The sequence below is a fragment of the Rhodococcus sp. GQ147 genome (assembly GCF_059759155.1).
In genome coordinates this window covers 185921-212343 of the sequence record NZ_JCAXDU010000001.1, presented here as the reverse complement: position 1 = coordinate 212343, position 26423 = coordinate 185921, and the positions used below count along the sequence as shown (strand labels likewise).

Here is a 26423-nt window from a genome sequence, read left to right as displayed (position 1 = left end):
ATGGGTAAGCAACGGGTCACGGACTACGACGTCCTGATCGTCGGATCGGGTTTCGGTGGGAGCGTCACGGCGTTGCGCCTCGTGGAGAAGGGCTACAAGGTCGGCGTTCTCGAGGCCGGTCGCCGCTACGCCGACGCCGACTTCGCGAAGACCAGCTGGGACCTGCGCCGCTTCCTCTGGGCGCCCAAGCTCGGCTGCTTCGGCATTCAGCGCGTGCACCTGCTGCGCGACTGCCTGATCCTCGCCGGTGCCGGCGTGGGCGGCGGGTCGCTGAACTACGCGAACACCCTGTACAAGCCTCCGGCGCCGTTCTTCGAGGACCGCCAGTGGGCGCACATCACCGACTGGCAGGACGAACTGAGCCCGTACTACGACCAGGCGAAGCGGATGCTCGGCGTGGTGCAGTACGGCCGGATGACCGACGCCGACAAGGTGATCAAGTCGGTGGCCGACGACATGGGCGTCGGCGAGACCTTCATCCAGACGCCCGTGGGCGTGTTCTTCGGCGAACCCGGCCGCACGGTCGCCGATCCCTACTTCGGTGGCGTGGGTCCCGACCGCACCGGCTGCATCGAGTGCGGTGAGTGCATGACGGGATGCCGCCACGGTGCCAAGAACACCCTCGTGAAGAACTATCTGGGTCTCGCCGAGCGGGCGGGAGCCGAGATCGTCCCGCTGACCACCGTCACCGATCTCCGTCAGGCCGCCGACGGCACCTGGGACGTGATCACCGAACGCACCGGCGCGTGGGTCCGCAAGCGGCGGCGCACCTACTCGGCCGCGCACGTCGTCCTTGCCGCCGGAACGTGGGGCACGCAGCACCTGCTGCACCACCTCAAGGACACCGGTGCGCTGCCCGAACTGTCCGACAAGGTCGGCGAACTGACCCGCACCAACTCCGAATCGATCGTCGGCGCCGGGAAGATGCGGATCGATCCCGATCTGAAGCTCACCGAGGGCGTCGCGATCACGTCGTCGTTCCACCCCACCCCCGACACGCACATCGAACCCGTGCGGTACGGCAAGGGATCGAACGCGATGGGCTTGCTGCAGACCCTCATGACCGACGGCGACGGACGCACCCCGCGCTGGGTGAAGTTCCTCGGGCAGGTCGTGCGGAACCCCGTGAAGATGCTGCGGATGCTCTCGGTGCACCGGTGGAGCGAGCGCACCATCATCGCGCTGGTGATGCAGAACCTCGACAACTCCATCACCACCTACACGACCAAGGGTGTGTTGGGCCGCCGCAAGGTCACGAGCAAACAGGGCCACGGGCAGCCGAATCCCACCTGGATCCCGGCCGGCAACGAGGCCACGCGCCGCATCGCCGAGAAGATCGACGGTGTCGCGGGCGGCACGTGGGGTGAGATCTTCAACATTCCGCTCACCGCACACTTCCTCGGTGGCGCCGTGATCGGATCCGATCGCGACCACGGGGTCATCGATCCGTACCACCGCGTCCACGGCTACCCGACGCTGAGCGTCGTCGACGGCGCCGCGGTCTCCGCGAACCTCGGTGTGAACCCCTCGCTCACCATCGCGGCGCAGGCTGAACGCGCTGCGTCGTTGTGGCCCAACAAGGGTGAGGACGACCAGCGTCCCGAGCAGGGACAGCCCTACCGTCGTATCGCGCCGATCGAACCGAAGAACCCCGTGGTGCCCGTCGACGCACCTGGTGCGTTGCGACTGCCGGTCGTCGAGGTCAAGCACAGCGGCGTCGCGTAGCGACCCGGAAGTGATCGGATGAGCGGCCGCGTCGGGAACACCCGGCGCGGCCGCTTAGACTGTTCGGGTGTCGTCGCAAAGCCAGCAGTCCAGACCGGTCGTCGTCGTCGATTTCGGAGCTCAGTACGCGCAACTGATCGCTCGGCGCGTTCGTGAGGCCAACGTCTACTCGGAGGTCGTGCCCCACACGGCCGGTGTCGAGGAGATCGCGGCGAAGAACCCGCGCGCGGTGGTGCTGTCCGGTGGCCCCGCCAGCGTGTACGAGGAGGGCGCACCGCGTCTCGATCCCACGCTGTTCGATCTCGACGTCCCCGTCTTCGGCATCTGCTACGGCTTCCAGGCGATGGCGCAGGCGCTCGGCGGCACGGTCGCGCACACCGGCTCGCGCGAGTACGGCCGCACCGAGCTGTCGGTCTCCGGAGGTGTGCTGCACGACGGTCTGCCCGAGACGCAGCCCGTCTGGATGAGCCACGGCGACGGCGTCACCGAGGCCCCCGAGGGCTTCGAGGTCACGGCGACCAGCGCCGGTGCCCCGGTCGCGGCGTTCGAGGACCGCGCCCGTCGCCTCGCCGGTGTCCAGTACCACCCCGAGGTGCTGCACTCGCCCCACGGCCAGCAGGTGCTGAGCCGGTTCCTGCACGACATCGCCGGAATCCCGGGCGACTGGACTGCAGCGAACATCGCCGACGCGCTCGTCGAGCAGGTCCGCGAGCAGATCGGCGACGGTCGTGCCATCTGCGGCCTGTCCGGCGGCGTCGACTCCGCCGTGGCGGCCGCGCTGGTGCAGCGCGCCATCGGCGACCGCCTGACCTGTGTGTTCGTCGACCACGGCCTCATGCGCGAGGGCGAACGGCAGCAGGTCGAGAAGGACTTCGTCGCCGCGACGGGTGCCCGTCTGGTCACCGTCGACGCGTCCGAGACCTTCCTGCGCGAGCTCGCCGGCGTCACCGACCCCGAGACCAAGCGCAAGATCATCGGCCGCGAGTTCATCCGTTCCTTCGAGGGCGCGGTCTCCGAGGTGCTCGGCGAGGGTGCCGACAAGGGCGAGACCGTGAAGTTCCTCGTGCAGGGCACCCTGTACCCGGACGTCGTGGAGTCCGGCGGCGGTTCCGGCACCGCGAACATCAAGAGCCACCACAACGTCGGTGGACTTCCCGAGGACCTCGAGTTCGAGCTCGTCGAGCCGCTGCGCCTGCTGTTCAAGGACGAGGTGCGCGCGGTCGGACGTCAGCTCGGTCTGCCCGAGGAGATCGTCGGCCGCCAGCCGTTCCCCGGCCCCGGCCTCGGCATCCGCATCATCGGTGAGGTCACCCGCGAACGCCTCGAGATCCTGCGCCGCGCCGACTCGATCGCCCGCGAGGAACTCACCTCCGCCGGCCTCGACGGACAGATCTGGCAGTGCCCGGTCGTGCTGCTCGCCGACGTCCGCAGCGTGGGCGTGCAGGGCGACGGCCGCACCTACGGACACCCGATCGTGCTGCGTCCGGTCTCCAGCGAGGACGCGATGACCGCCGACTGGACGCGCCTGCCCTACGAGACCCTCGAGCGGATCTCCACTCGTATCACCAACGAGGTGACGGAGGTCAACCGAGTGGTGCTCGACGTGACGAGCAAGCCCCCGGGAACGATCGAGTGGGAGTGATTTCCGCTCGCCGTAAGCGGTGAGACGACGTCCCCCGGACCGGTCAGGTCCGGGGGACGTCGCGTAGGTGGGGGTGGTTATCTCCGGCGGTTGGGGAGGAAGACCAGCACCGCTCCGATCAGCAGGGCCGCGCCCACCAGGACCCATCCGAGGTCGACGGCGGCGAGGAACTCGACGGAGAACGGCCCGATCATGGCCCATCCGCTCACGACCAGCGCTGCCAGTGCGGCGAGCAGGAGCAGGAGCGACGGTCCCTTGCGGGTGCGCTCGGTCCGATCCTCGGTGTGTGTTCCGGTTTCGTGATCAGCCACGACGCACCTCCAGAGATCCGAATTCCATGTTCGCGTTCAGGTCCAGGACCGGCCCGTCGTCGACTCCGTCGGCACCACCGTCGATGCCGGGGGCGGGGCATCCCCTGATCTCACCGGGACCGACCGTGCAGTCGGCGCGGACGTCCAGGTTCTCCGGCAACAGCACCTCGACGCTGCCGAACCGGCCGTCGACCTGCACCGTGCGGTCCTCGGTGAGTTCGAGTCCCCGCAGATCGAGGGTCATCGCCCCGAACTGGAAGCTGTATTCGGACTCGAGCTGATCGGTACTGGTCGGAGCCCAGGTCCGGTCGCCCCAGTTGGAGGTGTCGACCGGGCCGGCGATCGAGGCGAGGACGACGAATCCGAGGAGGGGGCCGGTGACGACGAGCAGTCCGTGCCCGCGGTGCAGGAACGCGCCGATCAGCAGGCCCAGACCGACGACCGCGAGGGCCGCGGCACCCACCCGGGCGGGGGTCACCCAGGCCAGGTCGGCGGCGGCACCGAGCGCGCCGGTCACCGCAGCGGCGATCACGGCCAGTCCGAGAACCGTCGTGGTCAGGCGCGAGCGTCGATTCGTGACGATTGCAGGTTCGTGCTTCGGTGCCGGTTCGGGCAGATCCCATGCGAACGGGGCGACCCCGAGGGGATCCCATGCCGGCGGTGCCGAACGGTGGGGGGAGAGCGCGTCGACATCCGGGAGCGGAACGTCGGTGTCCTTGCGGTCGGTGTCCTTGCGGTCGGTGTCCTTGCGGTCGGTGTCCTTGCGTAGGTCGGGCATCGGGGACGTCTTCCTCTCAGTCGCCTCGGTGGGCGCTGTGGAATCGGTGCCCGAAGCAGGGGTGTCCGAGGCGTCGGTGGTGCTCAGGACCTCCGTCGCGTCGGTGGTCTGCGCAGGCGGGGTTGCCGCTGTGCTGGTTGTCTTTGTGCCGGCTGCCTCTCCGCCCGGTGTCGTCGTGGCCGCCGGACCCGCCTGCATGTGCCATGCACCGGTGTGTGCGCCCCACGGGGAGCAGTACGCGTTCGTCACCGGAGGCTGAGGAAAGGCCGCCTGGGTGGGGAAGGAGGTTCCCTCGGGCGCCGGCAGCACCGGCGGTTCGGGACGCCGCTGATAGAGCAGCCACCAACCGCCGAGCAGCAGGAGCGTTCCGATGAATCCGGAACCGCCCGAACCCGCACCCACCGGACCGATGGCACCCGCCGCGATCGCCAGGGCCACGAGGAGTACGACGACCTTGGTGGTCGAGTCCGAGCTCGCACCCCGCCCGACGAGCGATTCGAGCGAGGAGACCTGGTCGCCGTGACGGGGGAACATCAGCCAGGCGGCCAGATAGAGGACGAGACCGCCACCGCCGAACAGCGCCGACGCGACGAAGACGACACGGATCAGCACGGGATCGACGCCGTAGCGCACTCCGATACCCGAGCACACACCCGCGATGTGCCCCTCCTTCGGCAGACGCACGGGGCGGGTCCGCCACATGTCCGCCACCTGGTCCTGAAAGCTCCTCGTGTCCATGGCACCCATCCTGCTGGGCTTCCGCGCGCGGCACATCAGGGACCAACCCTGATTTCCGAGGGCCCGATCGGAACCCGGACATCAGGGTTCGTCCCCGATGCCGGGCCGGCGATCTCCGTGCCAGTATCGAGGTGTGCAACCGGTACCTGGATTACCCGTGACCGTTCCCCGCCTCGAACGACGGGTGGGCGGTCGCATCGTGGGCGGTGTGGCCGGCGGTGTCGCCGACCATCTCGGCATCGACGCCACCAAGGTGCGGGTCGCGTTCACAGTGCTCGCCGCCCTCGGCGGGTTCGGGATCGCGGCCTACGGCTTGCTGTGGATGTTCGTGCCCCCGGGCTCCGACACCGATCGCCCCACCGGCCCCGAACGGCGCCGAGCCATCGGCCTCGCCTTCATGGGTATCGGCCTGGCGGTGGGTCTTTCGTGGCTGTTCAGTGGTGGTGCCGCCGGGGTGGTGCTGCCGATCGTCGTGGTGGTCGTCGGTGCGGCGCTCGTATGGCGTGAATTCGACGTCGAAGGCCCCCGATCGGTACTCGGTCTGCCCGCACATCCGACGGTCCTCACATGGGCCCGCGTACTCGGCGGCCTGACCCTCGTCGTCACCGGACTCGGAGTGATGGTCATCGCGCAGGTCGACGTCGCGGCGCTGCGCTCGTCGCTGGTCGCCGTGGTGGTCACGCTGGTCGGTGCCGCCCTGCTGTCGGTGCCGCTGTGGATCCGGATGTGGCGTGCCCTCGAGACCGAGCGTGCCGCCCGGGTGCGCAACGAGGAGCGCGAGGAGATCGCGTCGCACCTGCACGACTCGGTACTCCAGACCCTCGCGCTCATCCAGAAGCAGGCCGGCGACCAGCAAGAGGTCGTGCGACTGGCGCGCAGCCAGGAACGCGAACTGCGCCGCTGGCTGTTCGGTGGGGACGAGACGCCGAGCACCTCGCTCGCCGAGACGCTGCGCACCATCGCCGGGGAGGTGGAGGACCAGTACGGTCTGTCCGTTCAACCCGTCATCGTCGGTGACGTCGCGCCGGATGACAGCGATCTGACCCCCGAGGCCGCGACCGCCGTGCTCGGCGCGACCCGCGAGGCTCTCGTCAACGCCGCCAAGCACGCCGGGGTGGACAGCGTCGACCTCTTCGCGGAGGTGGAACCGCATCAGGTGAGCGTGTTCGTGCGCGATCGCGGCGTCGGATTCGATCCCGACGAGGTGCCGGCCGATCGGCAGGGTCTGGCCAAGTCGATCCGGGCGCGCATCGAACGTCGCGGCGGCCGGACGGTCGTGAAGTCGAGTCCCGGAAAGGGAACCGAGGTGCGCATCCATGCACCGCGCGCCGGCCGGACGGAGACCGAACGCGAACAGGACACCGAGTCGACCTTAGAGTGGGGGGTGAACGACCCCCACCCCGAGGAGCAGACACAGTGACTTCGATTCCGGCGACATCGTCCGATGCCACCGAGAACAACCGTCCCTATCGTGTCTTCCTGGTGGACGACCATGCGGTCTTCCGCTCCGGAGTGCGCGCCGAACTGGGGCGCGAGGCCGACATGGAGATCGTCGGCGAGGCCGGGGGAGTCGCCGAGGCCGTCGCCGGGATCGAGGCGACCAAGCCGGATGTCGTGCTCCTCGACGTCCACATGCCCGACGGCGGCGGCGTCGCCGTCCTCCAGCGGATCCCGGACGGGCCGGTCTGCCTGGCGCTCAGCGTGTCCGACGCAGCCGAGGACGTCATTGCCGTCATCCGCGCCGGCGCCCGCGGGTACGTGACGAAGACGATTTCCGGTCCGGATCTGGCCGACGCCGTCCGGCGGGTCGCAGGGGGAGACGCCGTGTTCAGTCCGCGTCTGGCCGGTTTCGTGCTCGACTCGTTCACCGGCCGGTCGGCCGCGCCGGAACCGCCCCTCGATCCCGAGCTCGACTCGCTGACGCCGCGGGAACTCGAGGTGCTGCGCCTGCTCGCTCGCGGCTACACCTACCGTGAGATCGCCGAGGAACTCGTGATCTCGGTGAAGACCGTCGAGACGCACGCGTCGAACGTGTTGCGCAAGACGCAGCAGTCGAACCGCAACGCGCTGACCCGTTGGGCACACCGCCGCCGCATCGACTGAGCGTGACCGGTGCTCGTCGTGCCGATGCCGGCGGCGTGCAGTTCTCGTCGCTCGCGAGCGAAATCATCGACGAGGACTGCGCAGCCGGCGCGGATCAGACGACCAGCGCGATGATGACGGCGACGAGCAACGCCACCAGGATCACCGCGATCATCGCCGCCATCGCCAGGGGTGCATAGGCGACGATGCGGTCCTGCGGGTTGTCGGGCACGGGGCCCTTCGGGAGCAGGCGGTCGAGCAGATCCGCCGGGGCGAAACCCTTCGCCGACTTCTTCGGACCACCGGTGGCCTGCGTCGCGGCACCGAGGGGGCGGTCGACGAAGGAACCACGGGGGCGTGCGGGTTCGGCGAAGTGCGCGGAACGCTGTGCCCACGACGGGATCGTGCCGTCCTCGTTCTGGATGGGACGGCCGCGCAGGGCCGCCGCCGATCCGCTCGGTCCGAGGACCACGCGGGCGAGGAGATCGCGCGCCTGCGCCATCGTCGGGCGTCGCGCCGGATCGGGCTGGAGCATCTCGAGCAGGGGCTCGGTGAGCGGACCGGTGTGCGTGGGCATGATGATCTCCGCCCGCGCGACCCGGTGCAGCAACGCGATCGAGTCGGTCTCGAAGCCGAAGGGCGGTTGCCCCTCCACCGCGGTGTAGAGGGTGGCGCCGAGCGAGAAGACGTCGCTGGCCTCGGTGGGATCGTTGCCGCGCGCGACCTCGGGTGCGAAATAGGCGGGGGTGCCGATGATCACGCCGTCGGGGTCGTTGTCGCCCTTCGCGCGAGCGATGCCGAAGTCGCTGATCTTCACGATGCCGGCGTCGCGGCCGCGTTCAGCGATGAGGATGTTGCCGGGCTTGACGTCGCGGTGGACGATCCCGGCGGCGTGCGCGGCGGTGAGGGCGTCGGCGACGTTCGCGCCGATCTGCGCCACCACGTACGGCGGGAGAGTGTCGACGACGTTCATCACCTGCGCCAGGCTGCGGGACGGCAAGTGCTCCATGACGAGCCACGGTTCGCCGTAGTGCAGAGCCATGTCGTACATCGAGATGGCGTGCTCGTGGGCGAGTTGGGCGGCGGCCCGGCCCTCCCGGAGCGCGCGGCGGCGAAGATCCTCGGCCTCGTCGGGATCGAGGTCTGCGGTGGAGATCACCTGCTTGACGGCGACGTCGCGGCCCAGACGGTTGTCGCGGGCGAGCCAGACGGCACCCATGCCGCCACCGCCGAGCTTGGAGTCGAGCCGATATCGACCGGCCACCAAGTGATCCGGTCCTACGGCCCGTCCTGCCCATGCCTGCTCCGCCACTCGATCGAGAGTAGTCGATCGGAGGTGTTCGCCCCGGCCGAAAAACGTGTGAGCTGCACTGTAGTCACCGTCGGGGGCGGTGTTCCCGGCTTGACGGGAAGGATTCGGGTCGGTTCTACTTGATGGGGATCGAAAGTATGTTCGAATAGAGTGCGAGCCGGGCCACGACTTCCCCGTGGTCGGCCGGTCGTGTGTGTCAGGCGGCAGGCGGATGACAGGGGTGACAGTGGGCGAGGTGGCCGAATTTCCGGTGGACGACGAGGAAGCGGGTCGCGCGGAGCGGATCGAAGCGTTGCGACGTCGGATCGCGGCAGTGCCGGCGCGGGGCGAGGTCCAGTCCGTCGCGCGAGGCCGGGTCGAGGCCCCCTCCGACCGCATCCTGCCCGTCCCGGCTCCGCTCGCGGAACTGTTGCCCCAGGGCGGATTGGTGCGTGGCAGCGTCGTCTCGGTCTCGGGGGCCACCTCCCTTCTCCTCGGGATGCTCGCGTCCGTGACTGCCTCGGGCGGATACGCCGCCGTGATCGGTCAGCGCCGGCTGGGTCTGCTCGCCGCCGCGGAGATGGGAGCCCGTCTGCACCGGTTGGCTGTGATCCCCGATCCCGGACCGGATCCCGTGGAGATCGCCGCGGTGCTGCTCGACGGGATCGACCTGGTGGTGTTGGGGCTCGGTGGGGCATCGGTGCCGCCGTCCCGCGCTCGTGCGGTCGCCGCCCGGGCGCGGAGCAAGCAGTCCGTCCTCGTGGTCACGGACGGTCGCTGGGAGGGTGCACACGTGCGACTGGAGGCGCGGGTCGACGGTTATCGGGGTGTGGACGGTCCCGGCCGGGACCGGCTGTGCGCGACCCGCTTGTCGGTCCGGGCGCACGGGCGTGCGTTTCCTCCGCGCGCCACCCGCGTGGAGGTGTGCGCCGGCCGCAGTGCCGTCGAATGGGCGAGTGAGGAGCGAAATCGGCTGGAGGACGGGCATTTCCGTAAAGCGGTCCGGTGAACGACTCGTCCTCTCGACGGGCGCCCGCGCGGGTCGCGGCCCTCTGGTGCCCCGACTGGCCCGCCGTCGCCGCCGCCACCGCCGCGGAGTTGCCCGCGACCGTCCCGGTGGCGGTGGTCTCGGCGAATCGTGTCGTCGCCTGCTCGGCCTCGGCGCGGGCTGCGGGTGCCCGGCGCGGCCTGAGACGACGTGAGGCGCAGGCACGCTGCCCGGAACTGCATGTGGCCCGCTCGGATCCCGACCTGGAAGCGCGGACGTTCGAGGCGGTGGTGGCCGCAATCGATGCGGTGGCCCCGGGCGTGGAGGTGCTGCGCCCGGGTCTGGTGGTCCTCGCCGCGCGCGGTGCAGTCCGGTGGTTCGGTTCGGAGGAGGCCGCCGCGGAGGCCCTGATCGACGCGGTCGCGGCGACCGGCGTGGAATGCCAGGTCGGTGTCGCCGACGAGTTGTCCACAGCGGTCCTCGCCGCGCGCCGGAACGCGCTGGTCCCGACGGGGAGGGGCGCCGAGTTCCTGGCGCCGCTGCCGGTCTCGTATCTCGCGGTGGAACCGGCGCTGGCGGCTCCTCGGCGGGCCGACACGGTGGATCTGTTGCGCCGTCTCGGTATCCGCACCATCGGAGCGTTCGCCGCGTTGTCCCCGATCGATGTTGCGTCACGCTTCGACGCGGACGTCGTCGCTGCGCACCGGAGCGCACGGGGCCTGCCGGAACGTCCCCCGTCGGGGCGGCCGATCCCTCCGGACCTGACGGTCGAGCAGCCCTGCGACCCGCCGGTGGAGCGGGTCGACGCCGCGGCCTTCGCCGGTCGCGCACTGGCCGAACTGCTCCACACCAGGCTCGCGGCAGCGGGAGTCGCATGCACGCGACTGCTCGTGACGGCACGCACCGGGGCAGGGGAAGAACTCGCGCGCACCTGGCGCTGCGCCGAGCCGCTCACCCCCGAGGGTACGGCCGATCGTGTGCGATGGCAGCTCGACGGATGGCTCACCGGCCGCAACACGAACCGGCCCACGGCGGGAATCGTGCTGCTACGTCTCGAACCGGTCGAGGTCGTGGCCGCCGGCGCGCTGCAGCTCGGGCTCTGGGGCGGTGTCGGCGACGAGGACGAACGCGCACGTCGGGCGCTCGTCCGAGTGCAGGGCCTGCTCGGTGGGGACGCCGTCCGGATCGGAGTGCTCGGCGGCGGCCGGGGACCCACCGAACGGATCGTCCTCGTGCCCGTCGGCGACGAGGCGATACCGCACTCCGACCCGGACGCACCGTGGCCGGGCCGGCTCCCGCCCCCGGCTCCCGCGCTGGTGTTGCACACACCTCCCGCGATCCGGCTGGACGACGACGTGGGGAATCCGGTCTCGGTGACCGAGCGCGGACTGCTCAGCGGGTCACCTGCTCGGCTGCGATGGGGAAGTCGCAGCTGGACGGTGATCGGATGGGCCGGTCCGTGGCCGGTGGACGAGTACTGGTGGGATCCGGCCGCCGCCCGGTGCGCCGCCCGTCTGCAGGTGCTGCTCGAGGAATCACGGGCCCTGCTGGTGTTCTTCGGTGCCGACGGCTGGCGGGTGGAGGGCGTCTACGACTGAGTAGGCTCGAGCATCATGAGATCTCCGGTCCTCACCGTCGCGCCGAACGGGGTCGCCCTGGCGTATCGCGAATACGCTGCGTCCCGCGAATCCGCGGGGTCCGCCGCCCGTTCCGTGCCCGTACTGCTTGTGCACGGGATGGGGGGTGACGGGCGCACATGGACCCGGTTCGCCGGAAACCTGGTGAAGGCGGGCCGACGGGTGATCACCGTCGACCTGCGCGGGCACGGACGCAGCGGCCGGGCCCCCTCGTACCGTTTCGACGAGTTCGCCGCCGACGTCGCCGGCCTGTGCGCCCACCTGGGTGTCGAGGCCGTCGATCTCGTCGGGCACTCGCTCGGCGGTCATGTGGGATCGCTGGTCGCGCAACAGAATCCCGGCCTCGTCCGGCGACTTGTCCTCGAGGAGACACCTCTGCCGTTGCGGGAGGGGGATCCGGTTCCGGAGGTGCCGGCCCACCGCCCGACTCCCGCGGAGTTGTGGCACGCCGCGACCAGCATGGCGCTCAACCCGCGCGCGGTCACCGCCTTCGACCGCTCGATGACGCCGTCGGTCGTCGCCCAGTTCCACACGCCGAATCCGGTGTGGTGGAAGCATCTTCCGTCCCTCGACGCTCCGACCCTGCTGTTGCGCGGAGCGCGCCGCGGCAGCATGGTCGACCCGCGCCTGCTGACGGCGGCAGTCGACGCGCTGCCTTCGGCCTCAGTGCGGGAGATCGGCTGCGGGCACAGCATCCACCGCGACCGTGCCCGCGATTTCGCAGCGGCCGTCGTCCCGTTCCTCACGGATCGAACGATTGCCTAGACTGGACGATCGTGCGCATCGCGACCTTCAACATCAACGGAATCCGCGCCGCACAGCGCCGCGGATTCGAGGACTGGTTGCGTGAGCGCAACCCCGACGTGGTGGCCCTGCAGGAGGTACGCGCTCCGGCGGCTGCGATCCCGCAGGGAGTCTTCGGCAAGTACCACCTCGCCTACGACGAGGGCACCCTTCCCGGCCGCAACGGCGTCGGAATCCTGACCCTGCACGAACCTGCCGCCGTGCGCACCTGGAGCGGCACCGCACTGCTGCGACTTCCCGGTGAGGAACACGTCGACCGGATCGAGTTCGATCGGGGAGCGCTGGCACGCGGACTGTCCGAATTCGCCCACGAGGGGCGGTACGTCGAGGTGGATCTCGCCCACGCACCGATCACCGTGGCGTCGCTGTACCTGCCGAAGGGCGGGCTCCCGGCGCACCTCCAGAAGCCCGGGCGCATGCGCGACGAACCGGACGGTGGGATGCGCTACCAACGCAAGATGCGGTTCCTGTCGGCCTTCGCCCGGCAGCTGACCCGTAGCCGACTCGCGGCGCGCGCCCAGGGGCGGGAGTTCCTGATCATGGGTGATTTCAACGTCGCCCACACGCGCTACGACGTGCGCAACTGGCGGCGTCGCGGACAGGCCGAGGGCTTCCTGCCCGAGGAACGCGCCTGGTTCGATTCACTGTTGTCGCCGCGCACGCTCGTCGACGTCGTCCGCCGGCATCATCCCGAGGTCGACGGTCCCTACTCGTGGTGGTCGTGGCTGGGGGAGTCGTTCGCCTCCGATTCCGGGTGGCGGATCGACTACCACCTCGCCACGCCGCGACTGGCCCGGACCGCGATCTCCGCAGCAACCGACCGCGATCCGGCGCCGGACCGGAGGATCAGCGATCACGCGCCGGTCGTCGTGGACTACGACATCTGAGTGACTGTCGTGGACTACGGCATCTGAGCTTGATATGTAGGGCTCGTGGTCAGTCCATGGTGAGGATCTGACGGAGGGCGGTTCCGTCGGCCAGGGCGTCCATCGCCTCGTTGATCCGACCCAGCGGCAGACGGTCGGTGACGAGTCGCTCGACCGGCAGTCGCCCCTCGCGCCACATGTCCACGAAGCGGGGGATGTCGCGGGCCGGGACGGCGGATCCGAGGTAGCTGCCCACCAGTGAGCGGCCCTCGCCGACGAGAGCGGTGGGCGAGATCTCGAGCCGGGCGTCGGGGGCGGGCAGGCCGACAGTGATCGTAGTGCCTCCCGGTCCGGTGAGCGCGACCGCCGTGGCGAGCGCGGGCACGCTCCCCGCGGCCTCGATGACCAGCCGCGCCTTCACGCCCTGTTCGACGGCCTCGTCCGGTGAGAGGACGCGTTCGGCTCCCAGCGACCGGGCCGTATCGCGCTTGCCCGGGGAGGTGTCGACGGCGATCACGGTGACGCCGTCGTGGGCCAGCGCCACGAGCAGCGCGGCCATCCCCACTCCGCCGAGACCGACGACGACCAGCGTGTCCCCGGCCTGAGGACGAGCAGTATTGACGACCGCACCGCCACCGGTCAGCACGGCGCAACCCATCAGCGCGGCGACCTCGGCGGGGACGTCGTCGCCGACACCGACGAGCGACCGCGTGTCGACGACGGCGTGGGTCGCGAAGGCCGATGCTCCCAGATGGTGGTGGACGTCGTTCCCGTCGCGGTGCAGCCGCCGGGCGCCCGACAGCAGGGTTCCCGCCGCGTTCGCGGCCGATCCCGGGATGCAGGGGCGGATGCCGTTGCTCGCGCAGCCCTCGCACTCACCGCAGCGGGGCATGAAGGTCATGACGACCCGCTCGCCGACGGAGAATCCGGTGGTGTCGTCGCCGAGTTCGACGATGCGTCCGGCCGCTTCGTGCCCGAGCAGCATGGGAACCGGACGAGGCCGGTTGCCGTCGACCACGGACAGATCGGAGTGGCACACACCGGCGCATTCGATCTCGACCAGCGCCTCACCCGGGCCCGGTGGGTCGAGTTCGAGAAGGTCCACGCTGAGCGGGGTGGACTCCTCGTACCGCCGTCGACGTCCGATCTCCTCCAGGACTGCTCCGGTGATCTGCACGAGTCTCCCTTCCGTAGAGTCGCGGATTCTCCGCCTCTAGCATCACGAGCATGACACTCACCCGGGCCGACCGCTTCCTCATCGGTGCTACCGCAGTCTTCCTCGTGTCCCAGGCGAACATCGGTCGGGTTCTCGGCTCCACGGCCCCGACGGTGGGCACCCTCCAGACCACCTTCTCGGCCGCGAAGTACCGAAAGATCCTCGACAATCTCGGTCCTGAGGAGATCGAGCGCTACCGGCAGCACTACTACTGGGACATGGTCCATCCGGCGACCTTCGCGATCGCATTGCGGGCCGGTGCACGATCGCTCGACGAACACCGCCCGCTGTCGCCGAGCACGCGTCGGATCCTGATGGCGGCGCCCGTCGTCGCCGCGGCGGGGGACTACGTCGAGAACGCCGTCGGCCTGTACCTGCTGGATCACCGCACCCGGATCGACGATCGGACGGTCCGGGCTGCCTCGACCGTCAGCCTCACCAAGTGGGTGCTGGCGCTGGGCAGTTTCGCGTACCTGTCGCAGGGATTCTTGCGGATGTGGGGCGGTGCGGCACAGCGGCTTCTTCGCCGCGGCTGACCGGTCACCGCGGGGTGCCGGGCCGTCACGAGGGTGTCCGGGCCACAATGTCCGCGTGACCACCATCTCCGTTCCCACCTGTTCCGCACTGTCCGCGCTCGACGAGCCGCTGCCCGGTACGGCGGCCACCGCGCCCGGCTACGTGTGCCTCGAGGTGCCGACGGGCTGGGGCCGCGACGTGCTCGACGGCACCGCCCTCGGCGCCGAGTTGTCGGACGAATTGTCCGCCCGGGCGAAGGCCGCGGACGTGCGGATCCTGTTCATCCGGAGACCCGGCCGCGACGTGGTGCGGGAGACCCGGACCGTCCTGCTGGCCCGCACCGAACCGGAGAACACCTGGTGCGAGCGGCTCGAGATCACCGAGCCGGCGGAGCTGCTCGACATCGTCCCCCGTGTGGTCGCAGGTCCGGCCCCCGGTTTCGGCACGGCCGTGCAGGACCCGATCGCCCTGGTGTGCGCTCACGGAAAGCGGGACCGGTGCTGCGCTGTGCTGGGGCGCCCGATCGCGGCCGCTCTGACCGCCGAGTTCGGGCAGGACGTGTGGGAGTGCTCGCACACCGGCGGACACCGTTTCGCGCCGTCGATGATCATGCTGCCCACCGGTTACACCTACGGGCGGCTCGACGAGGACGACAGTCTCGCCGCCGTCCGCGACGCCCGGAACGGGTATGTCCACGCGGGTGGCCTGCGGGGTCGCAGCACCTGGGTTGCGGCCGGGCAGGCCGCCGAGATCGCGGTGCGCGAGGCGATCGACGAGTTCGCGATCGACGCCGTGACGGTCGAGGACGGGGACGAGCCGATCGTGCGTCATCGCGACGGCCGGGCATGGCAGGTCGGGGTGGAGACCTCGGAACTACCGGCCCGGCCGGCGAGCTGCGGTGCCGCGGCCAAGCCGGCGCGTCCCGTCGTCGCGACGACGATCACGCCGCTGTAGCGACACCCCGACCACCCGGCCGCTCTGCGGTCTAGTGATCCCGCCGCTCTGCGGTCTAGTGACCCAGTCCGACCTTCGCGTGCACGCGCTTCATCCACGCCGGTGCCCACCAGTTGGCCTCGCCCATGAGCTTGACCAGTGACGGCACGAGCAGCATGCGCACGACTGTAGCGTCGATGATCAGCGCGACGATCATGCCGACGCCGAGGAACCGCATGATCGACAGGCCGGAGATGGTGAAGGCCCCGGTGACCACGATCAGCAGCAGTGCAGCGGCGGTGACGACACGTCCGGTGCGGGCAATGCCGTACTCGACGGCTTCTACCGTCGTCGCTCCGGCCGCGCGGGCCTCCATCATGCGCGACATGAGGAACACCTCGTAGTCGGTCGACAGGCCGAACACCACGGCGAGGATGAGGACGACGAAGGTCGGCTCCATCGCCGCGGGAACGACGTGCAGCCATGAAGCACCGTGGCCCAGCTGGAACACCCAGGTCAGCACGCCGAAGGTCGCGGCGAGGCTCAGTGCCGCCATGAGCACCGCCTTGATCGGCAGTGCCACCGACCCGAATGCCAGGAACAGCAGCACCAGGGTCGAGAGCACCATGATCGTGATCATCCAGGGGAGCGAATCCGAGACGGCTTGGTTGGCGTCGTCGACGAGAGCCCGGCCGCCGCCGACGAGCAGGTCGGTGCCGTCCGGCACGTCCAGGGCGCGCAGTTCGCCGGTGATCTCGCTCGCCCGTGCGGTGCCGTCCACGCCCTGAGCGTAGAGGCCTTGCAGGACCACCACGTCGGACTCCTGCCCGACGATGACGGTCTGCGAGATGCCGTCGACCTTGGCGACCTCGGTGGACACCGTGCGCACGGCAGTGCTGTCCGGGGCCTGTCCGTTCTCACCACGCAGGACGAGCGTGGCGCCGTTGCCGGTGCTCGGGAACTCGTCGAGCAAGGTCTGGGTGGCTGCGCGGGCCTGGCTGTCCTCGGGCAGGGCGGTGTATTCGATCTCCCCGAACCGTGCTTCGAACAGGGGCGACGCGAGTACGAGGAGACCGCCGGTGATCACCACCGCGATCAGGGCGGGACGGCGCACGACCTTGCGGACGACCCCACCCCAGAAACGACGTGCCCGCGCTTCGGCGCGGGTGGAGGTCTCACGGTCCCAGGTCCACGCGTTGATGCGGTGGCCGAGCATCGTCAGCAGGGCGGGAACCGCGGTCAGCGACAGGACGGCGGCACCGAGGACGGCGGCCATGGCACCGAGGCCGAGCGACCGCAGCACCGTCTGCGGGAAGACGAGCATGCCCGCGAACGCGCAGATCAGCAGGGCAGCGGAGAACATCACGGTGTGACCGGCGGTGGACATCGTCCGCTTGACCGCCGAGGTGACGTCCGAACCGGCCGCGAGTTCCTCGCGGTAGCGGCTGACGATGAACAGGCCGTAGTCGATCGCCAGGCCCAGACCGATCAGCGACGTGATGTTCAGCGCGTACGACGACACCTCGGTGAAATTCGACAGCAGGCGCAGGGTGGCGAGGGACGAGAAGATCGCGAGCACACCCACGAAGACCGGGACCGCGGCGGCGATCACCCCGCCGAAGATGAACACCAGCAGCACCAGCGTGATGGGCACCGCGATGAGCTCGGACCGGACGAGATCGCTCTCCAGGGTGTCGGTGAACTCGATCGCGACCACGGTGTTGCCGGCGAACTGCGATTCCACGCCGGGCACCTCGAGCAGGTCGAGGGCTTCGGGGAAGCTCGCGGCGGTGAGCCCGGAGTTCGCGCCGAGCGTGATCGAGGCAGCCACGCTGCGTTGGTCGGTCGACAGCAGCAGCTGGTTCATCGGCGGCGGAGCGGTCCAGTAGGTCTGGATCGACTCGGCGGGGACGGCGTCCTGGAACTCGGCGAGGGTTCTTTCGATGTCGGGACGGATGTCGTCGACCGTGCGTCCCTCGGGTGCGGTGTAGAGCGCGATGATGTCCGCGGCCTGCGACCCGAAGTTCTCGTAGATGATCTGCTCGACCTCGACGGCCTCGCTGTTCGGGTCGTAGTAGCCCGTGCCGGTCAGCTTGCCGAAGATCCCGACGCCCCAGGCGCCGGCGAAGAGCACGACGAGCAGCACGATCGCCAGTACCCATCGGCTCCTGGTGACGACGATCTCGGCCCAGCGACTCATGCCCACTCCCGGTTCCGCTGACGATTGTGACGATCGGCAACTGTACTGGCGTGGAGTGGGAGGGCTTCACCCTGCTCGGCCGGAACGGCCGCGAGATCAGGGGAGGAAGAAGGTGGACCGACGCGCCGGATGCCTCACGGCACGTTGCGCAACGTGGCTCCAGCCGGACGGTATTCCACGAAGGCGGTTTCTCATTGGCTCCGGGGCGTACGCGACGCGCCGATCCACACTCCTCAACAGGGGTGGGCAAGGATCCATTCCCGGCCCTGCCGGACGTGACCGGGTTCACCCGCCGTCGTGGGCATGGTGGGCGGTGCCGGCCGCCTGCGTCACGTCGTGCACCTCGTCGGCGCCCACCACCACGAACTGTCCCATCATGCCGCTGTCCTCGTGCTCGAGCAGGTGACAGTGGTACATGTACGGCATCGCCGGATCGGTGTGGCTACCGAACGGAACGAGCAGCCGCACGGTCGCCGCCGGCGGGACGAAGACGGTGTCCTTGCGACCGGCCAGGGACGGGTGGTCGGGACTCACCCCGGTCATGCCGAGGACCTCGAACTGCACGTCGTGGATGTGGAAGTTGTGGATCGTGCCGCTGACATTGCGCACCTCCCACAGTTCGGTGGTGCCGGCGACGACCACCTCGTCGATCCGGCCCATGTCCATCTCGCGATCGTTGATGGTCGTCGACGAGGTCAGGTCGATGCGGCGGGTGCTGCTCGGTTCCCCGAGCTCCGGAAGGGTGGTCAGCCTCTCCGGGATCGCGGCCGACGACCCGAGGACGGGTGCCGCCCGCAGCTCGAGGACGTCCATGCGGTCGTCGCCACCGGAGAAGCGGTCCTGCCAGAAGCCGGCCTTCAGCTCGGGCGGGGTGCTGCGCAGCACATGCCTCGAACCTGCTTCCGGCCGGACGACGATCTCGGCGCGCTCGCCCGGCGACAGCTGGAGACTGCGGACGGCCCGCGGCTCCTCGAGCAGACCACCGTCGCTGCCGACGAGGAGGAACGGCATCCCGGTGTCGAACGAGAAGTTGTAGACGCGCGCGTTCGACGCGTTGAGCACCCGGAGCCGGACCGTCTCGGTGCCGACGTCCAGGAACGGCCGCGGTGTGCCGTTGACGAGGATCTCGTCGCCGAGCGTGCCGACGTCGGCGAAGATCGCGTTGCTGTCGTCGAGCTGGTCGCCGTCGAACTTCCGGTCCTGAACGATGAGGGGGATGTCGTCGACCCCGTAGTCGTGGGGGAGCGGCGACGTGCCGGGCTCGTCGATCAGGAACATGCCCGCGACGCCCCGGTACACGTGCGCGGCGGTGGAACCGTGCAGGTGCGGGTGGTACCAGAGGGTCGCGGCCGGCTGATCGACGGTCCAGTACGGCGACCATGTCGTTCCCGGCTCGATCGGCTGGTGCGGTCCGCCGTCCATCGCCGCGGGCAGGTGCATGCCGTGCCAGTGCATCGTGCTCGTCTCGCCGAGTTCGTTCGTGACGTTCACGCGCACGTTCTCGCCGCGCACGGCGCGGAGAGTGGGTCCGAGATAGCTGCCGTTCACGCCCCACGTCCGGGTGTCGGGGCCGTGCCCGAGGTCGGTCGTGCCGCGCTGCATGGTCAGGTCGAACACGCGCGTGCCGTCGGCGTCGACGGTGCCCGACTCGACGGGAGGGATCCGCAGGGCGGTGTCGAAGTCGACGCGTCCGGTGGTGTCGAGTGCGCGCGTGGTCCACGCGTGGACGGCCAGGCCACCGATGACCGCCACGAACCCGATGAAGAGCACGAAGGGTATTGCGAGCAGACGCACCAGGATTTTCACGACATCCATGCTCGTTCTCCCACACCCTCGGCACATCCGGCGTGGCACCGGATTTCGTAATGGGGGAGAACCCTGACGGAACCTCAGGAAGCGCTGTGCAGTCGTGCTGCCTGCCGCACGAGATGGTCGCGTTCGGGCACGCTGGTCGCCAGGTGCGCGGCCTCCGCATAGAGCCGGGCCGCCGTCGCGGTGTCGCCGGCGCGTTCGTGGAGATACGCCGCGGCCGCCGTGTACCGGGGAAGGCTGGGGTCGAGCTCGGCCAGCGCTGCGAGACCGGCGCGGGGTCCGTCCGCCTCACCGACCGCGACGGCACGGTTGAGGCGGACCACTGGGTTGTCGGTGAACTGCAGGAGCTCGTCGTACCACTCGACGATCTGCACCCAGTCGGTCTCCTCCGCGGTGCGTGCGTCGGCGTGCAGGGCGGCGACGGCGGCCTGCGCCTGGAACTCGCCGAGCCGGTCGCGAGCGAGTGCGGCCTGCAGGATCTCCACGCCCTCCCAGATCATGCGCGTGTCCCACAGGCTGCGGTCCTGTTCGGCGAGGGGGACGAGACTGCCGTCCGACCGGATGCGCGCCGCTCGCCGGGCGTGGTGGAGCAGCATCAGCGCGAGCAGACCCGACACCTCGGGGTGGTCGATCACCGCTGCCAGCCGGCGCGTGAGCCGGACGGCCTCGGTGGCCAGGTCGACGTCACCCGAATAGCCCTCGTTGAACACGAGATAGAGCACCCGCAGCACCGTCGCGACGTCGCCCGGCCGATCCAGCCGGACGTCCGCGATCGTGCGCTTGGCCCGGCTGATGCGTTGGGCCATCGTCGCCTCCGGGACGAGATAGGCCTGCGCGATCTGCCGGGTGGTCAACCCGCCGACGGCACGCAGCGTGAGCGCGACCGCCGACCCGGGCGTGAGCGACGGGTGGGCACACAGGAAGTACAACGCGAGCGTGTCGTCCACCGGTGTGCCCGGACCCGGCCGGGGCTCGGCGTCGACGAGGATCTCGCGGCGTCGACGAGACGCGTCGGCGCGCACGGCGTCGAGGAATCTGCGCCACGCCACCGCGACCAGCCAGCCCTTCGGGTCGCGCGGCGGATCCTCCGGCCACACCCGCAGGGCTTCGACGAGCGCGTCCTGCACGGCATCCTCGGCCGACGCGAAATCCGCTCCGCGGCGGACGAGGATGCCGATCACGGTGGGGACGAGTGTGCGCAGTAGAGCCTCGTCCACGTCTACTCCGTGACGGTGTCCACGGCGTCACTCCGTGACGGTCGGCGGCTCGGACATGAACGGGCGCACCTCCAGCCATTCGTAGATCGGCTTCCCGCCGGCTCCCGGCGCGGCCGACAGTTCGCCGGCCAGTTCCAGTGCCCGGTCGTAGCTGTCGACGTCGATCACCATCCACCCGGCGATGAGATCCTTCGTCTCCGGGAACGGCCCGTCGGTGACCGGGGGACGTCCCTCGCCGTCGTAGCGGACGAAGGCGCCTTCCGGGGAGAGCGCCTGCGCGTCCACGAACTCACCCGTGCTCTCGAGACGGGCGGCGAAATCCTGCATGAAGCGGACGTGGGCCGACACCTCCTCCGGTTCCCACTGATCCATGGGTACGTCGTTCACCGCTGCCGGGGCGCCGCGGTAGTGCTTGAGCAGCAGGTACTTGGCCATGATGTTCTCCTCCGTGCGGTACGGCCCATTGTGGCCGCGTTCATGGAGGAGACGGAACCGCTTCACGATTCTCGACATCCCGTCCCCGCCCGTTCGCGGTTAGGGTCACGGTATGCGTGTTCATCTCGGCCCCGGCCACGACGACCACCTCGCCGCAGCGATCGTCTCCGGCGGCGGAACCCTCTCCGAACTGCACGACGCCGATGCCCTGGTGTGGGACGGCAGCGCCGAGGAGTTCCCCGACCTGCCCGACACCGTGCGGTGGGTGCAGCTCACCTATGCCGGCATCGAACCGTTCTTCCGGGCCGGTCTGATCGACGACCGGCGGGTGTGGGCGAACGCGTCCGGTGTGTACGCCGACAACGTGGCCGAGTACGCGGTGGGAGCACTGCTCGTGGGGTTGCGCCAGTTCCACGCCTCGGTCGCCGCGAAGCGGTGGACCAAGGACGTTCTCGACCCGCGGGTGCAGAACCTCCACGGCTCGACCGTGGCCATCGTCGGATGCGGCGGTATCGGCCGGGCGATGATCCCGCGCCTGCACGCCCTCGGCGCGGACGTCGTCGCGGTCAATCGTTCGGGCCGTCCCGTCGACGGCGCGAAGGTCACGCTGCCGGCCGACCGCACGCCGGAGGTGTGGTCGATGGCCGATCACTTCGTCGTCGCCGCACCCGCGACCGCCGAGACCGATCATCTCGTCGACGCTGCCGCGCTCGCGGCGATGCCCGGGTCGGCGTGGCTCGTGAACGTCGCGCGGGGCAACCTCGTCGACACCGACGCGCTGGTGAAGGCGCTCGGGGACGGTACGATCGCCGGGGCGGTTCTCGACGTGACCGATCCCGAACCGTTGCCCGAGGGTCATCCGCTGTGGGATCTCGACAACGCCGTGATCACACCGCACATCGCCAATACACGCAGCCGGCTGACGCAGACGTTCGCGCCGACCCTCGAGGAGAACGTGCGCCGGTTCGTCGCGGGCGAGGAGTTGATCGCCCGGGTCGATCCGAACGCGGGTTACTGAGGCCGTTCGGCCGCCTTCTTGATCGCGGACAGGCGACGGTCCCAGCCTGTCCCCACGGCGTCGATCGCACGCCCGACCGCGCTCAGCCGCGATCCGACGGCGGAGAAGCGGATCTCCCGTCCGGCGCGCTCGGAGGTCACGAGACCGCACCGTTCGAGCACCGCCAGATGCTTAGCGATGGCCTGACGGGAGACCGTGAACTCGGCCGCGAGTCCGGACGCCGACGCCGGAGACCGGCCCAGTCGCTGCAGGATGCGCCATCGGGTGTCGTCGGCCAGGGCCGCGAAAACGGGATGCAGATCGGCGGAGAACTCAGCGTCGGGCAACGCTTCCGTCCTTCTCGAGATGGTGCTTGGCGATTTCCAGTTCGGCCGTCCAGCCGCGGGAGTTCTCCTCGAAGCGGGTGCGGCGTTCGCTCGCGTCGCCGGGCAGGGAGTCGAATCCGCTTTCCGTGACTCGTAATTCGGTCGTGCCGGTGTCGAGGGCGGTGAGCCGGAACTCGACGAGGGTGGACGGGCTGTCGGGATCGGTGTGGTCGGCGAGCCAGCGGAAGGCGGCGTAGTGCGGTTCGTCGAGGGTCACGGTGCGGAAGACGAAGGCGCCGTGGACCGGATCGTGCACGGTGGTGAGATCTCCGTCGTGTTCGATGCGGTGCTCGGTCCACTCGTTGTCGTTGATGTACCAGCCGGGTTCGGCCACGAGTGTCCATACCCGGTCCACAGGGGCGTCGATGGTGATGTCGCGTTCGATGCGGTCGAGTTCGTCGGTCATGACTGTCTCCTCCGATGGGAATGCAACTCCAGGGTTGCACCCCTATCGCCCATGGTGCAACCCCCTGGTTGCAGTCGATTGTGCAGTTCTCGTCGACATGCCTGGATGCATCGACGAGATCTGCACGCGTTCGAGCATCGAACTCGAACACATGTGCGATACTGAACCGGTCGAGGAGGTGCCGGAGTGGGATGGGGAAACGGTCCGCCGACCTGGTCGGAGATGGAGCGCGTGCTCTCGGGACGACCCGGCACTTCCCGTCGCGATACCGAACATCCCGGCGACGGGAGCGACAGCCCGGCGTGGTCGCGCACCCGCGCCGAGTACGAGGCGCGGGTCCGACGTCCCGAGGGGCCGGTCGTGCCCTACGCCGAACTGCACACCCACTCCGCGTTCAGCTTCCTCGACGGTGCCTCCACGCCGGAGGAACTCGCCGAGGAGGCGGCACGACTCGGACTCGAGGCCCTCGCGGTGACCGACCACGACGGACTGTACGGAGCGGTGCGATTCGCCGAAGCCGCACGCGAACTCGACATCCGCACCGTCTTCGGAGCCGAGCTGGGCCTCGACGATGCGCACCTGCTCGTCCTCGCCCGCGGTCAGGAGGGTTATCGACGCCTGTCGCGGCAGATCGCCGACGCCCACCTCGCAGGAGGGGAGAAGAACAACCCGACGTACGACTACGACGCGCTCACCGACGCCGCCTGTGGGCACTGGCAGATCCTCACCGGTTGTCGCCGGGGGCACTTCCGACAAGCATTCGCCACGGGCGGGATCCCCGCCGCCGAAGCGGCATTGCTCGATCTCGTCGACCGGTTCGGTGCCGACCGCGTGACCGTCGAACTCACCCGTCACGGATATCCCGACGACCACGAACGCAACGCAGCCCTCTTCGAACTTGCCGGGCGACACGGAATTCCGTGCATCGCGAGCACGGCAGCGCACTTCGCGCACCCCCGTCGGCGACGCCTGGCAATGGCCGTGGCGGCGATCTCCGACCGGCAGAGCCTCGACGACGCCGTCGGCCGGATCCCGCCGACCGGAGGCGGACACCTGCGGTCGGGGGAGGAGATGGCGTGGCTGTTCGAGGCCTTTCCGGGTGTCGTGCACCGTGCCGCCGAACTCGGCCGTGAATGCGCCTTCGACCTGCGTCTCGTCGCCCCGAAACTGCCGCCCTTCGATGTTCCCGACGGGCACACCGAGTTCACCTGGCTGCGCGAACTCACCTACGACGGGGCGCATCGCCGCTACGGTCCGGTCGAGCGCCGCCCCGACGCCTATCGGCAGATCGAACACGAACTCGATGTCGTCGGCCGGCTGGGATTTCCGGGATACTTCCTCGTCGTCCACGACATCGTCGACTTCTGCAAGCGAAACGACATCCTGTGCCAGGGAAGAGGATCAGCCGCCAACTCGGCGGTCTGCTACGCGATCGGCATCACCAACGTCGATCCCGTCGGCAACAAGCTGCTGTTCGAACGCTTCCTGTCGCCCGAACGCGACGGCCCACCCGACATCGACCTCGACATCGAATCCGACCGGCGCGAGGAGGCGATCCAGTACGTCTACCGCAAGTACGGGCGGATCAATGCCGCGCAGGTCGCGAACGTCATCACCTACCGCGGTCGCTCCGCTGTCCGCGACATGGCCCGTGCCCTCGGATACTCGCAGGGACAGCAGGACGCGTGGAGCAAGCTCATCGGCCGGTGGGGTGGGGTGCGGGTCGAGACCGACGAACGGATCCCGGAGACGGTTCTCGATCTCGCCGAACAGATCGAAGGTCTCCCACGGCATCTCGGCATCCACTCGGGCGGAATGGTGATCTGCGACCGGGCCGTCGCCGACGTGTGCCCCGTCGAATGGGCGCGGATGGAAGGGCGCACCGTCCTGCAGTGGGACAAGGACGACTGTGCTGCAGCGGGTCTCGTGAAGTTCGATCTGCTCGGCCTCGGCATGCTCTCCGCGTTGCATTACATGATCGACCTCGTCGACGAACACGAAGGCGTCCGAGTCGACCTCGCACACCTCGATCTCTCCGAGCCGGGGGTCTACGAGATGTTGTGCCGCGCCGACTCGGTGGGGGTCTTCCAGGTGGAGTCGCGGGCGCAGATGGCCACTCTGCCGCGGTTGAAGCCGCGATGCTTCTACGATCTGGTCATCGAGGTGGCCATCATCCGGCCCGGCCCCATCCAGGGCGGTTCGGTGCACCCCTACATCCGGCGGCGCAACGGTCTCGAACCCGTCACCTACGACCATCCCTGCCTCGAGAAGGCCCTCGAACGCACCCTCGGCGTTCCGCTCTTCCAGGAGCAACTCATGCAGATGGCCGTCGACGCCGCGGGATTCACCGCGGCGGAGGCCGATCGATTACGTCGCGCCATGGGATCGAAACGCTCGACGGAGAAGATGGAACGTCTGCGCGGACGCCTCTATCAGGGCATGCGGGACCTGCACGGCATCACGGGGGACGTCGCCGACCGCATCTACGAGAAGCTCTACGCCTTCGCGAATTTCGGTTTTCCCGAAAGTCATTCGCAGAGCTTCGCCTCGCTGGTGTTCTATTCGGCATGGTTCAAACTGCACCATCCCGCAGCGTTCTGTGCGGGCCTGCTGCGTGCTCAGCCGATGGGTTTCTACTCGCCGCAATCGCTGGTCGCCGATGCCCGCCGTCATGGTGTGGTCGTCCACGGCCCCGACATCGCGGCGAGTCTCGCGCACGCCACCCTCGAGAACGAAGGGAAGGAGGTCCGGCTCGGCCTGGCCACGGTGCGGCACATCGGCGACGACCTCGCCGAACGCATCGTGACCGAACGCAGTGCCCACGGCCCGTACACCTCGCCCGCCGACCTCGCCGCCCGCGTCGGTCTCACCACCACGCAGGTCGAGGCGCTGGCCACCGCAGGAGCTTTCTCCTCGTTCGGCGTCACCCGCCGCGAAGCCCTCTGGGGTGCGGCCCCGGCCGCGGCACAACGCCCCGGGCGGCTCCCCGGGATCGGGACGGTGCCGACTCCGGCCCTGCCGGGGATGAGCGCTCTCGAACTCGCCGCCGCCGACGTCTGGGCCACGGGAATCTCGCCCGACAGCTATCCGACGCAGTTTCTGCGCGAGCGGCTCGACGAACTCGGGGTGATCCCGGCCGCGGAGTTGTGGCAGGTCCCCGACGGGACGCGCATCCTCGTCGGCGGGGCCGTGACACACCGGCAGCGACCTGCAACAGCCGCCGGTGTCACCTTCCTCAACCTCGAGGACGAGACCGGAATGGTGAACGTGGTGTGCTCGGTCGGTCTGTGGGCGCGCTACCGGACCGTGGCCCACACGGCTCCCGCCCTGCTCGTCCGCGGCCGGCTCCAGAACGCCGAGGGCGTGGTCACGCTCCTCGCCGACCATCTCGAAGCCATGGATCTGCGAATGCCGAGCAGATCACGCGACTTTCGCTAACATCG

Annotated in this window: 22 protein-coding genes; 12 read left to right on the top strand and 10 right to left on the bottom strand. The window is 69.5% G+C overall.

What is annotated here, in order from left to right:
- Both AC6CID_RS01020 and guaA read left to right on the top strand, forming a co-directional pair.
- Positions 1–1725 carry a GMC oxidoreductase gene (locus tag AC6CID_RS01020; RefSeq protein WP_024101588.1) on the top strand — a complete coding sequence of 575 codons (1725 nt, stop codon included), beginning with the start codon at positions 1–3 and terminating at the stop codon, positions 1723–1725.
- A gap of 67 nt (positions 1726–1792) precedes the next feature.
- Positions 1793–3367 carry a glutamine-hydrolyzing GMP synthase gene (gene guaA / locus AC6CID_RS01015; RefSeq protein ID WP_039584863.1) on the top strand — a complete coding sequence of 525 codons (1575 nt, stop codon included), beginning with the start codon at positions 1793–1795 and terminating at the stop codon, positions 3365–3367.
- A gap of 77 nt (positions 3368–3444) precedes the next feature.
- On the opposite strand, the gene AC6CID_RS01010 is transcribed toward guaA, so the two are convergent.
- Positions 3445–3678: a hypothetical protein gene (locus tag AC6CID_RS01010; RefSeq protein WP_006550082.1), complete on the bottom strand. Its 234-nt coding sequence runs from the start codon at positions 3676–3678 to the stop codon at positions 3445–3447.
- Complete coding sequence (locus tag AC6CID_RS01005) at positions 3671–5194, bottom strand: PspC domain-containing protein (protein WP_498353470.1); 1524 nt, start codon at positions 5192–5194, stop codon at positions 3671–3673. Before AC6CID_RS01005 ends, AC6CID_RS01010 begins: the two co-directional genes overlap by 8 nt.
- Positions 5195–5291: 97 nt before the next feature.
- Here AC6CID_RS01005 and AC6CID_RS01000 point away from each other — a divergent pair, with 97 nt between their 5' ends.
- Positions 5292–6614, top strand: coding sequence for an ATP-binding protein (locus tag AC6CID_RS01000; protein ID WP_231414021.1), 1323 nt, complete (start codon positions 5292–5294; stop codon positions 6612–6614).
- Positions 6611–7297 (top strand): response regulator, encoded by a 687-nt coding sequence (locus AC6CID_RS00995; protein ID WP_006550085.1) that lies wholly within the window; start codon positions 6611–6613, stop codon positions 7295–7297. The genes AC6CID_RS01000 and AC6CID_RS00995 overlap by 4 nt, the downstream gene beginning before the upstream one ends.
- 94 nt (positions 7298–7391) lie before the next feature.
- On the opposite strand, the gene AC6CID_RS00990 is transcribed toward AC6CID_RS00995, so the two are convergent.
- A complete protein-coding gene (locus AC6CID_RS00990; protein WP_019288573.1) occupies positions 7392–8540 on the bottom strand; it encodes a serine/threonine-protein kinase in 1149 nt (382 codons plus the stop codon).
- Between the two features lie 274 nt (positions 8541–8814).
- Between AC6CID_RS00990 and imuA' the strand changes: the two genes are divergently transcribed.
- Genes imuA' through AC6CID_RS00970 form a run of 4 tightly spaced genes read left to right on the top strand, consistent with a single transcriptional unit; the run spans position 8815 to position 12883 of the window.
- Entirely contained in the window at positions 8815–9576 is a 762-nt protein-coding gene (gene imuA', locus AC6CID_RS00985; RefSeq protein WP_006550087.1) for a DnaE2-dependent mutagenesis accessory factor ImuA', read from the top strand.
- Positions 9573–11153, top strand: coding sequence for a DNA polymerase Y family protein (locus tag AC6CID_RS00980; RefSeq protein ID WP_498353469.1), 1581 nt, complete (start codon positions 9573–9575; stop codon positions 11151–11153). The genes imuA' and AC6CID_RS00980 overlap by 4 nt, the downstream gene beginning before the upstream one ends.
- Before the next feature lie 15 nt (positions 11154–11168).
- Positions 11169–11957 carry an alpha/beta fold hydrolase gene (locus AC6CID_RS00975; protein ID WP_498353468.1) on the top strand — a complete coding sequence of 263 codons (789 nt, stop codon included), beginning with the start codon at positions 11169–11171 and terminating at the stop codon, positions 11955–11957.
- An 11-nt stretch (positions 11958–11968) separates the two neighbouring features.
- Positions 11969–12883 carry an exodeoxyribonuclease III gene (locus tag AC6CID_RS00970; RefSeq protein WP_498353467.1) on the top strand — a complete coding sequence of 305 codons (915 nt, stop codon included), beginning with the start codon at positions 11969–11971 and terminating at the stop codon, positions 12881–12883.
- 49 nt (positions 12884–12932) lie between these two features.
- Here the strand turns inward: AC6CID_RS00970 and AC6CID_RS00965 are convergent, their stop codons facing one another.
- On the bottom strand, positions 12933–14039 hold the full coding sequence (locus tag AC6CID_RS00965) for an alcohol dehydrogenase catalytic domain-containing protein (protein ID WP_498353466.1): 1107 nt from the start codon (positions 14037–14039) through the stop codon (positions 12933–12935).
- 50 nt (positions 14040–14089) lie between these two features.
- Between AC6CID_RS00965 and AC6CID_RS00960 the strand changes: the two genes are divergently transcribed.
- A complete protein-coding gene (locus AC6CID_RS00960; protein WP_498353465.1) occupies positions 14090–14614 on the top strand; it encodes a hypothetical protein in 525 nt (174 codons plus the stop codon).
- Between the two features lie 55 nt (positions 14615–14669).
- Positions 14670–15548, top strand: coding sequence for a ferredoxin family protein (locus tag AC6CID_RS00955; RefSeq protein ID WP_498353464.1), 879 nt, complete (start codon positions 14670–14672; stop codon positions 15546–15548).
- A 55-nt stretch (positions 15549–15603) separates the two neighbouring features.
- On the opposite strand, the gene AC6CID_RS00950 is transcribed toward AC6CID_RS00955, so the two are convergent.
- From AC6CID_RS00950 to AC6CID_RS00935, 4 genes are all read right to left on the bottom strand, one after another.
- The gene (locus AC6CID_RS00950; RefSeq protein ID WP_498353463.1) at positions 15604–17727 is read right to left on the bottom strand and encodes an MMPL family transporter; all 2124 of its coding nucleotides are present in this window, start codon (positions 17725–17727) and stop codon (positions 15604–15606) included.
- A 285-nt stretch (positions 17728–18012) separates the two neighbouring features.
- Positions 18013–19542, bottom strand: a complete 1530-nt coding sequence (locus AC6CID_RS00945; RefSeq protein WP_217579603.1) for a multicopper oxidase family protein — start codon at positions 19540–19542, stop codon at positions 18013–18015.
- A 74-nt stretch (positions 19543–19616) separates the two neighbouring features.
- A complete protein-coding gene (locus AC6CID_RS00940) occupies positions 19617–20756 on the bottom strand; it encodes an RNA polymerase sigma factor (RefSeq protein ID WP_498353462.1) in 1140 nt (379 codons plus the stop codon).
- Positions 20757–20783: 27 nt separating this feature from the next.
- Positions 20784–21191: a YciI family protein gene (locus AC6CID_RS00935; protein ID WP_121209272.1), complete on the bottom strand. Its 408-nt coding sequence runs from the start codon at positions 21189–21191 to the stop codon at positions 20784–20786.
- A 112-nt stretch (positions 21192–21303) separates the two neighbouring features.
- On the opposite strand from AC6CID_RS00935, the gene AC6CID_RS00930 reads away from it, so the two are divergent.
- Positions 21304–22209, top strand: coding sequence for a D-isomer specific 2-hydroxyacid dehydrogenase family protein (locus tag AC6CID_RS00930; RefSeq protein ID WP_498353461.1), 906 nt, complete (start codon positions 21304–21306; stop codon positions 22207–22209).
- Here the strand turns inward: AC6CID_RS00930 and AC6CID_RS00925 are convergent.
- Together AC6CID_RS00925 and AC6CID_RS00920 are read right to left on the bottom strand one after the other, a co-directional pair.
- The gene (locus tag AC6CID_RS00925; protein ID WP_024101573.1) at positions 22203–22535 is read right to left on the bottom strand and encodes an ArsR/SmtB family transcription factor; all 333 of its coding nucleotides are present in this window, start codon (positions 22533–22535) and stop codon (positions 22203–22205) included. The two genes, AC6CID_RS00930 and AC6CID_RS00925, sit on opposite strands and share 7 nt — an antisense overlap.
- Positions 22522–22980 carry an SRPBCC domain-containing protein gene (locus AC6CID_RS00920; protein ID WP_121208940.1) on the bottom strand — a complete coding sequence of 153 codons (459 nt, stop codon included), beginning with the start codon at positions 22978–22980 and terminating at the stop codon, positions 22522–22524. Before AC6CID_RS00920 ends, AC6CID_RS00925 begins: the two co-directional genes overlap by 14 nt.
- A gap of 186 nt (positions 22981–23166) precedes the next feature.
- Here AC6CID_RS00920 and AC6CID_RS00915 point away from each other — a divergent pair, with 186 nt between their 5' ends.
- Entirely contained in the window at positions 23167–26418 is a 3252-nt protein-coding gene (locus AC6CID_RS00915) for an error-prone DNA polymerase (protein ID WP_498353460.1), read from the top strand.
- Positions 26419–26423 lie beyond the last annotated feature (5 nt).

Excerpts from the sequence above, each read along its gene's own strand:
- AC6CID_RS00960 (WP_498353465.1), top strand. The coding sequence starts at position 14,090 with ATGACACTCACCCGGGCCGACCGCTTCCTCATCGGTGCTACCGCAGTC.
- AC6CID_RS00950 (WP_498353463.1), bottom strand. The coding sequence starts at position 17,727 with ATGAGTCGCTGGGCCGAGATCGTCGTCACCAGGAGCCGATGGGTACTG.
- AC6CID_RS01005 (WP_498353470.1), bottom strand. The coding sequence starts at position 5,194 with ATGGACACGAGGAGCTTTCAGGACCAGGTGGCGGACATGTGGCGGACC.
- AC6CID_RS01020 (WP_024101588.1), top strand. The coding sequence starts at position 1 with ATGGGTAAGCAACGGGTCACGGACTACGACGTCCTGATCGTCGGATCG.
- AC6CID_RS00975 (WP_498353468.1), top strand. The coding sequence starts at position 11,169 with ATGAGATCTCCGGTCCTCACCGTCGCGCCGAACGGGGTCGCCCTGGCG.
- AC6CID_RS00945 (WP_217579603.1), bottom strand. The coding sequence starts at position 19,542 with ATGGATGTCGTGAAAATCCTGGTGCGTCTGCTCGCAATACCCTTCGTG.
- AC6CID_RS01000 (WP_231414021.1), top strand. The coding sequence starts at position 5,292 with ATGCCGGGCCGGCGATCTCCGTGCCAGTATCGAGGTGTGCAACCGGTA.
- AC6CID_RS00930 (WP_498353461.1), top strand. The coding sequence starts at position 21,304 with ATGCGTGTTCATCTCGGCCCCGGCCACGACGACCACCTCGCCGCAGCG.
- AC6CID_RS00920 (WP_121208940.1), bottom strand. The coding sequence starts at position 22,980 with ATGACCGACGAACTCGACCGCATCGAACGCGACATCACCATCGACGCC.
- AC6CID_RS00935 (WP_121209272.1), bottom strand. The coding sequence starts at position 21,191 with ATGGCCAAGTACCTGCTGCTCAAGCACTACCGCGGCGCCCCGGCAGCG.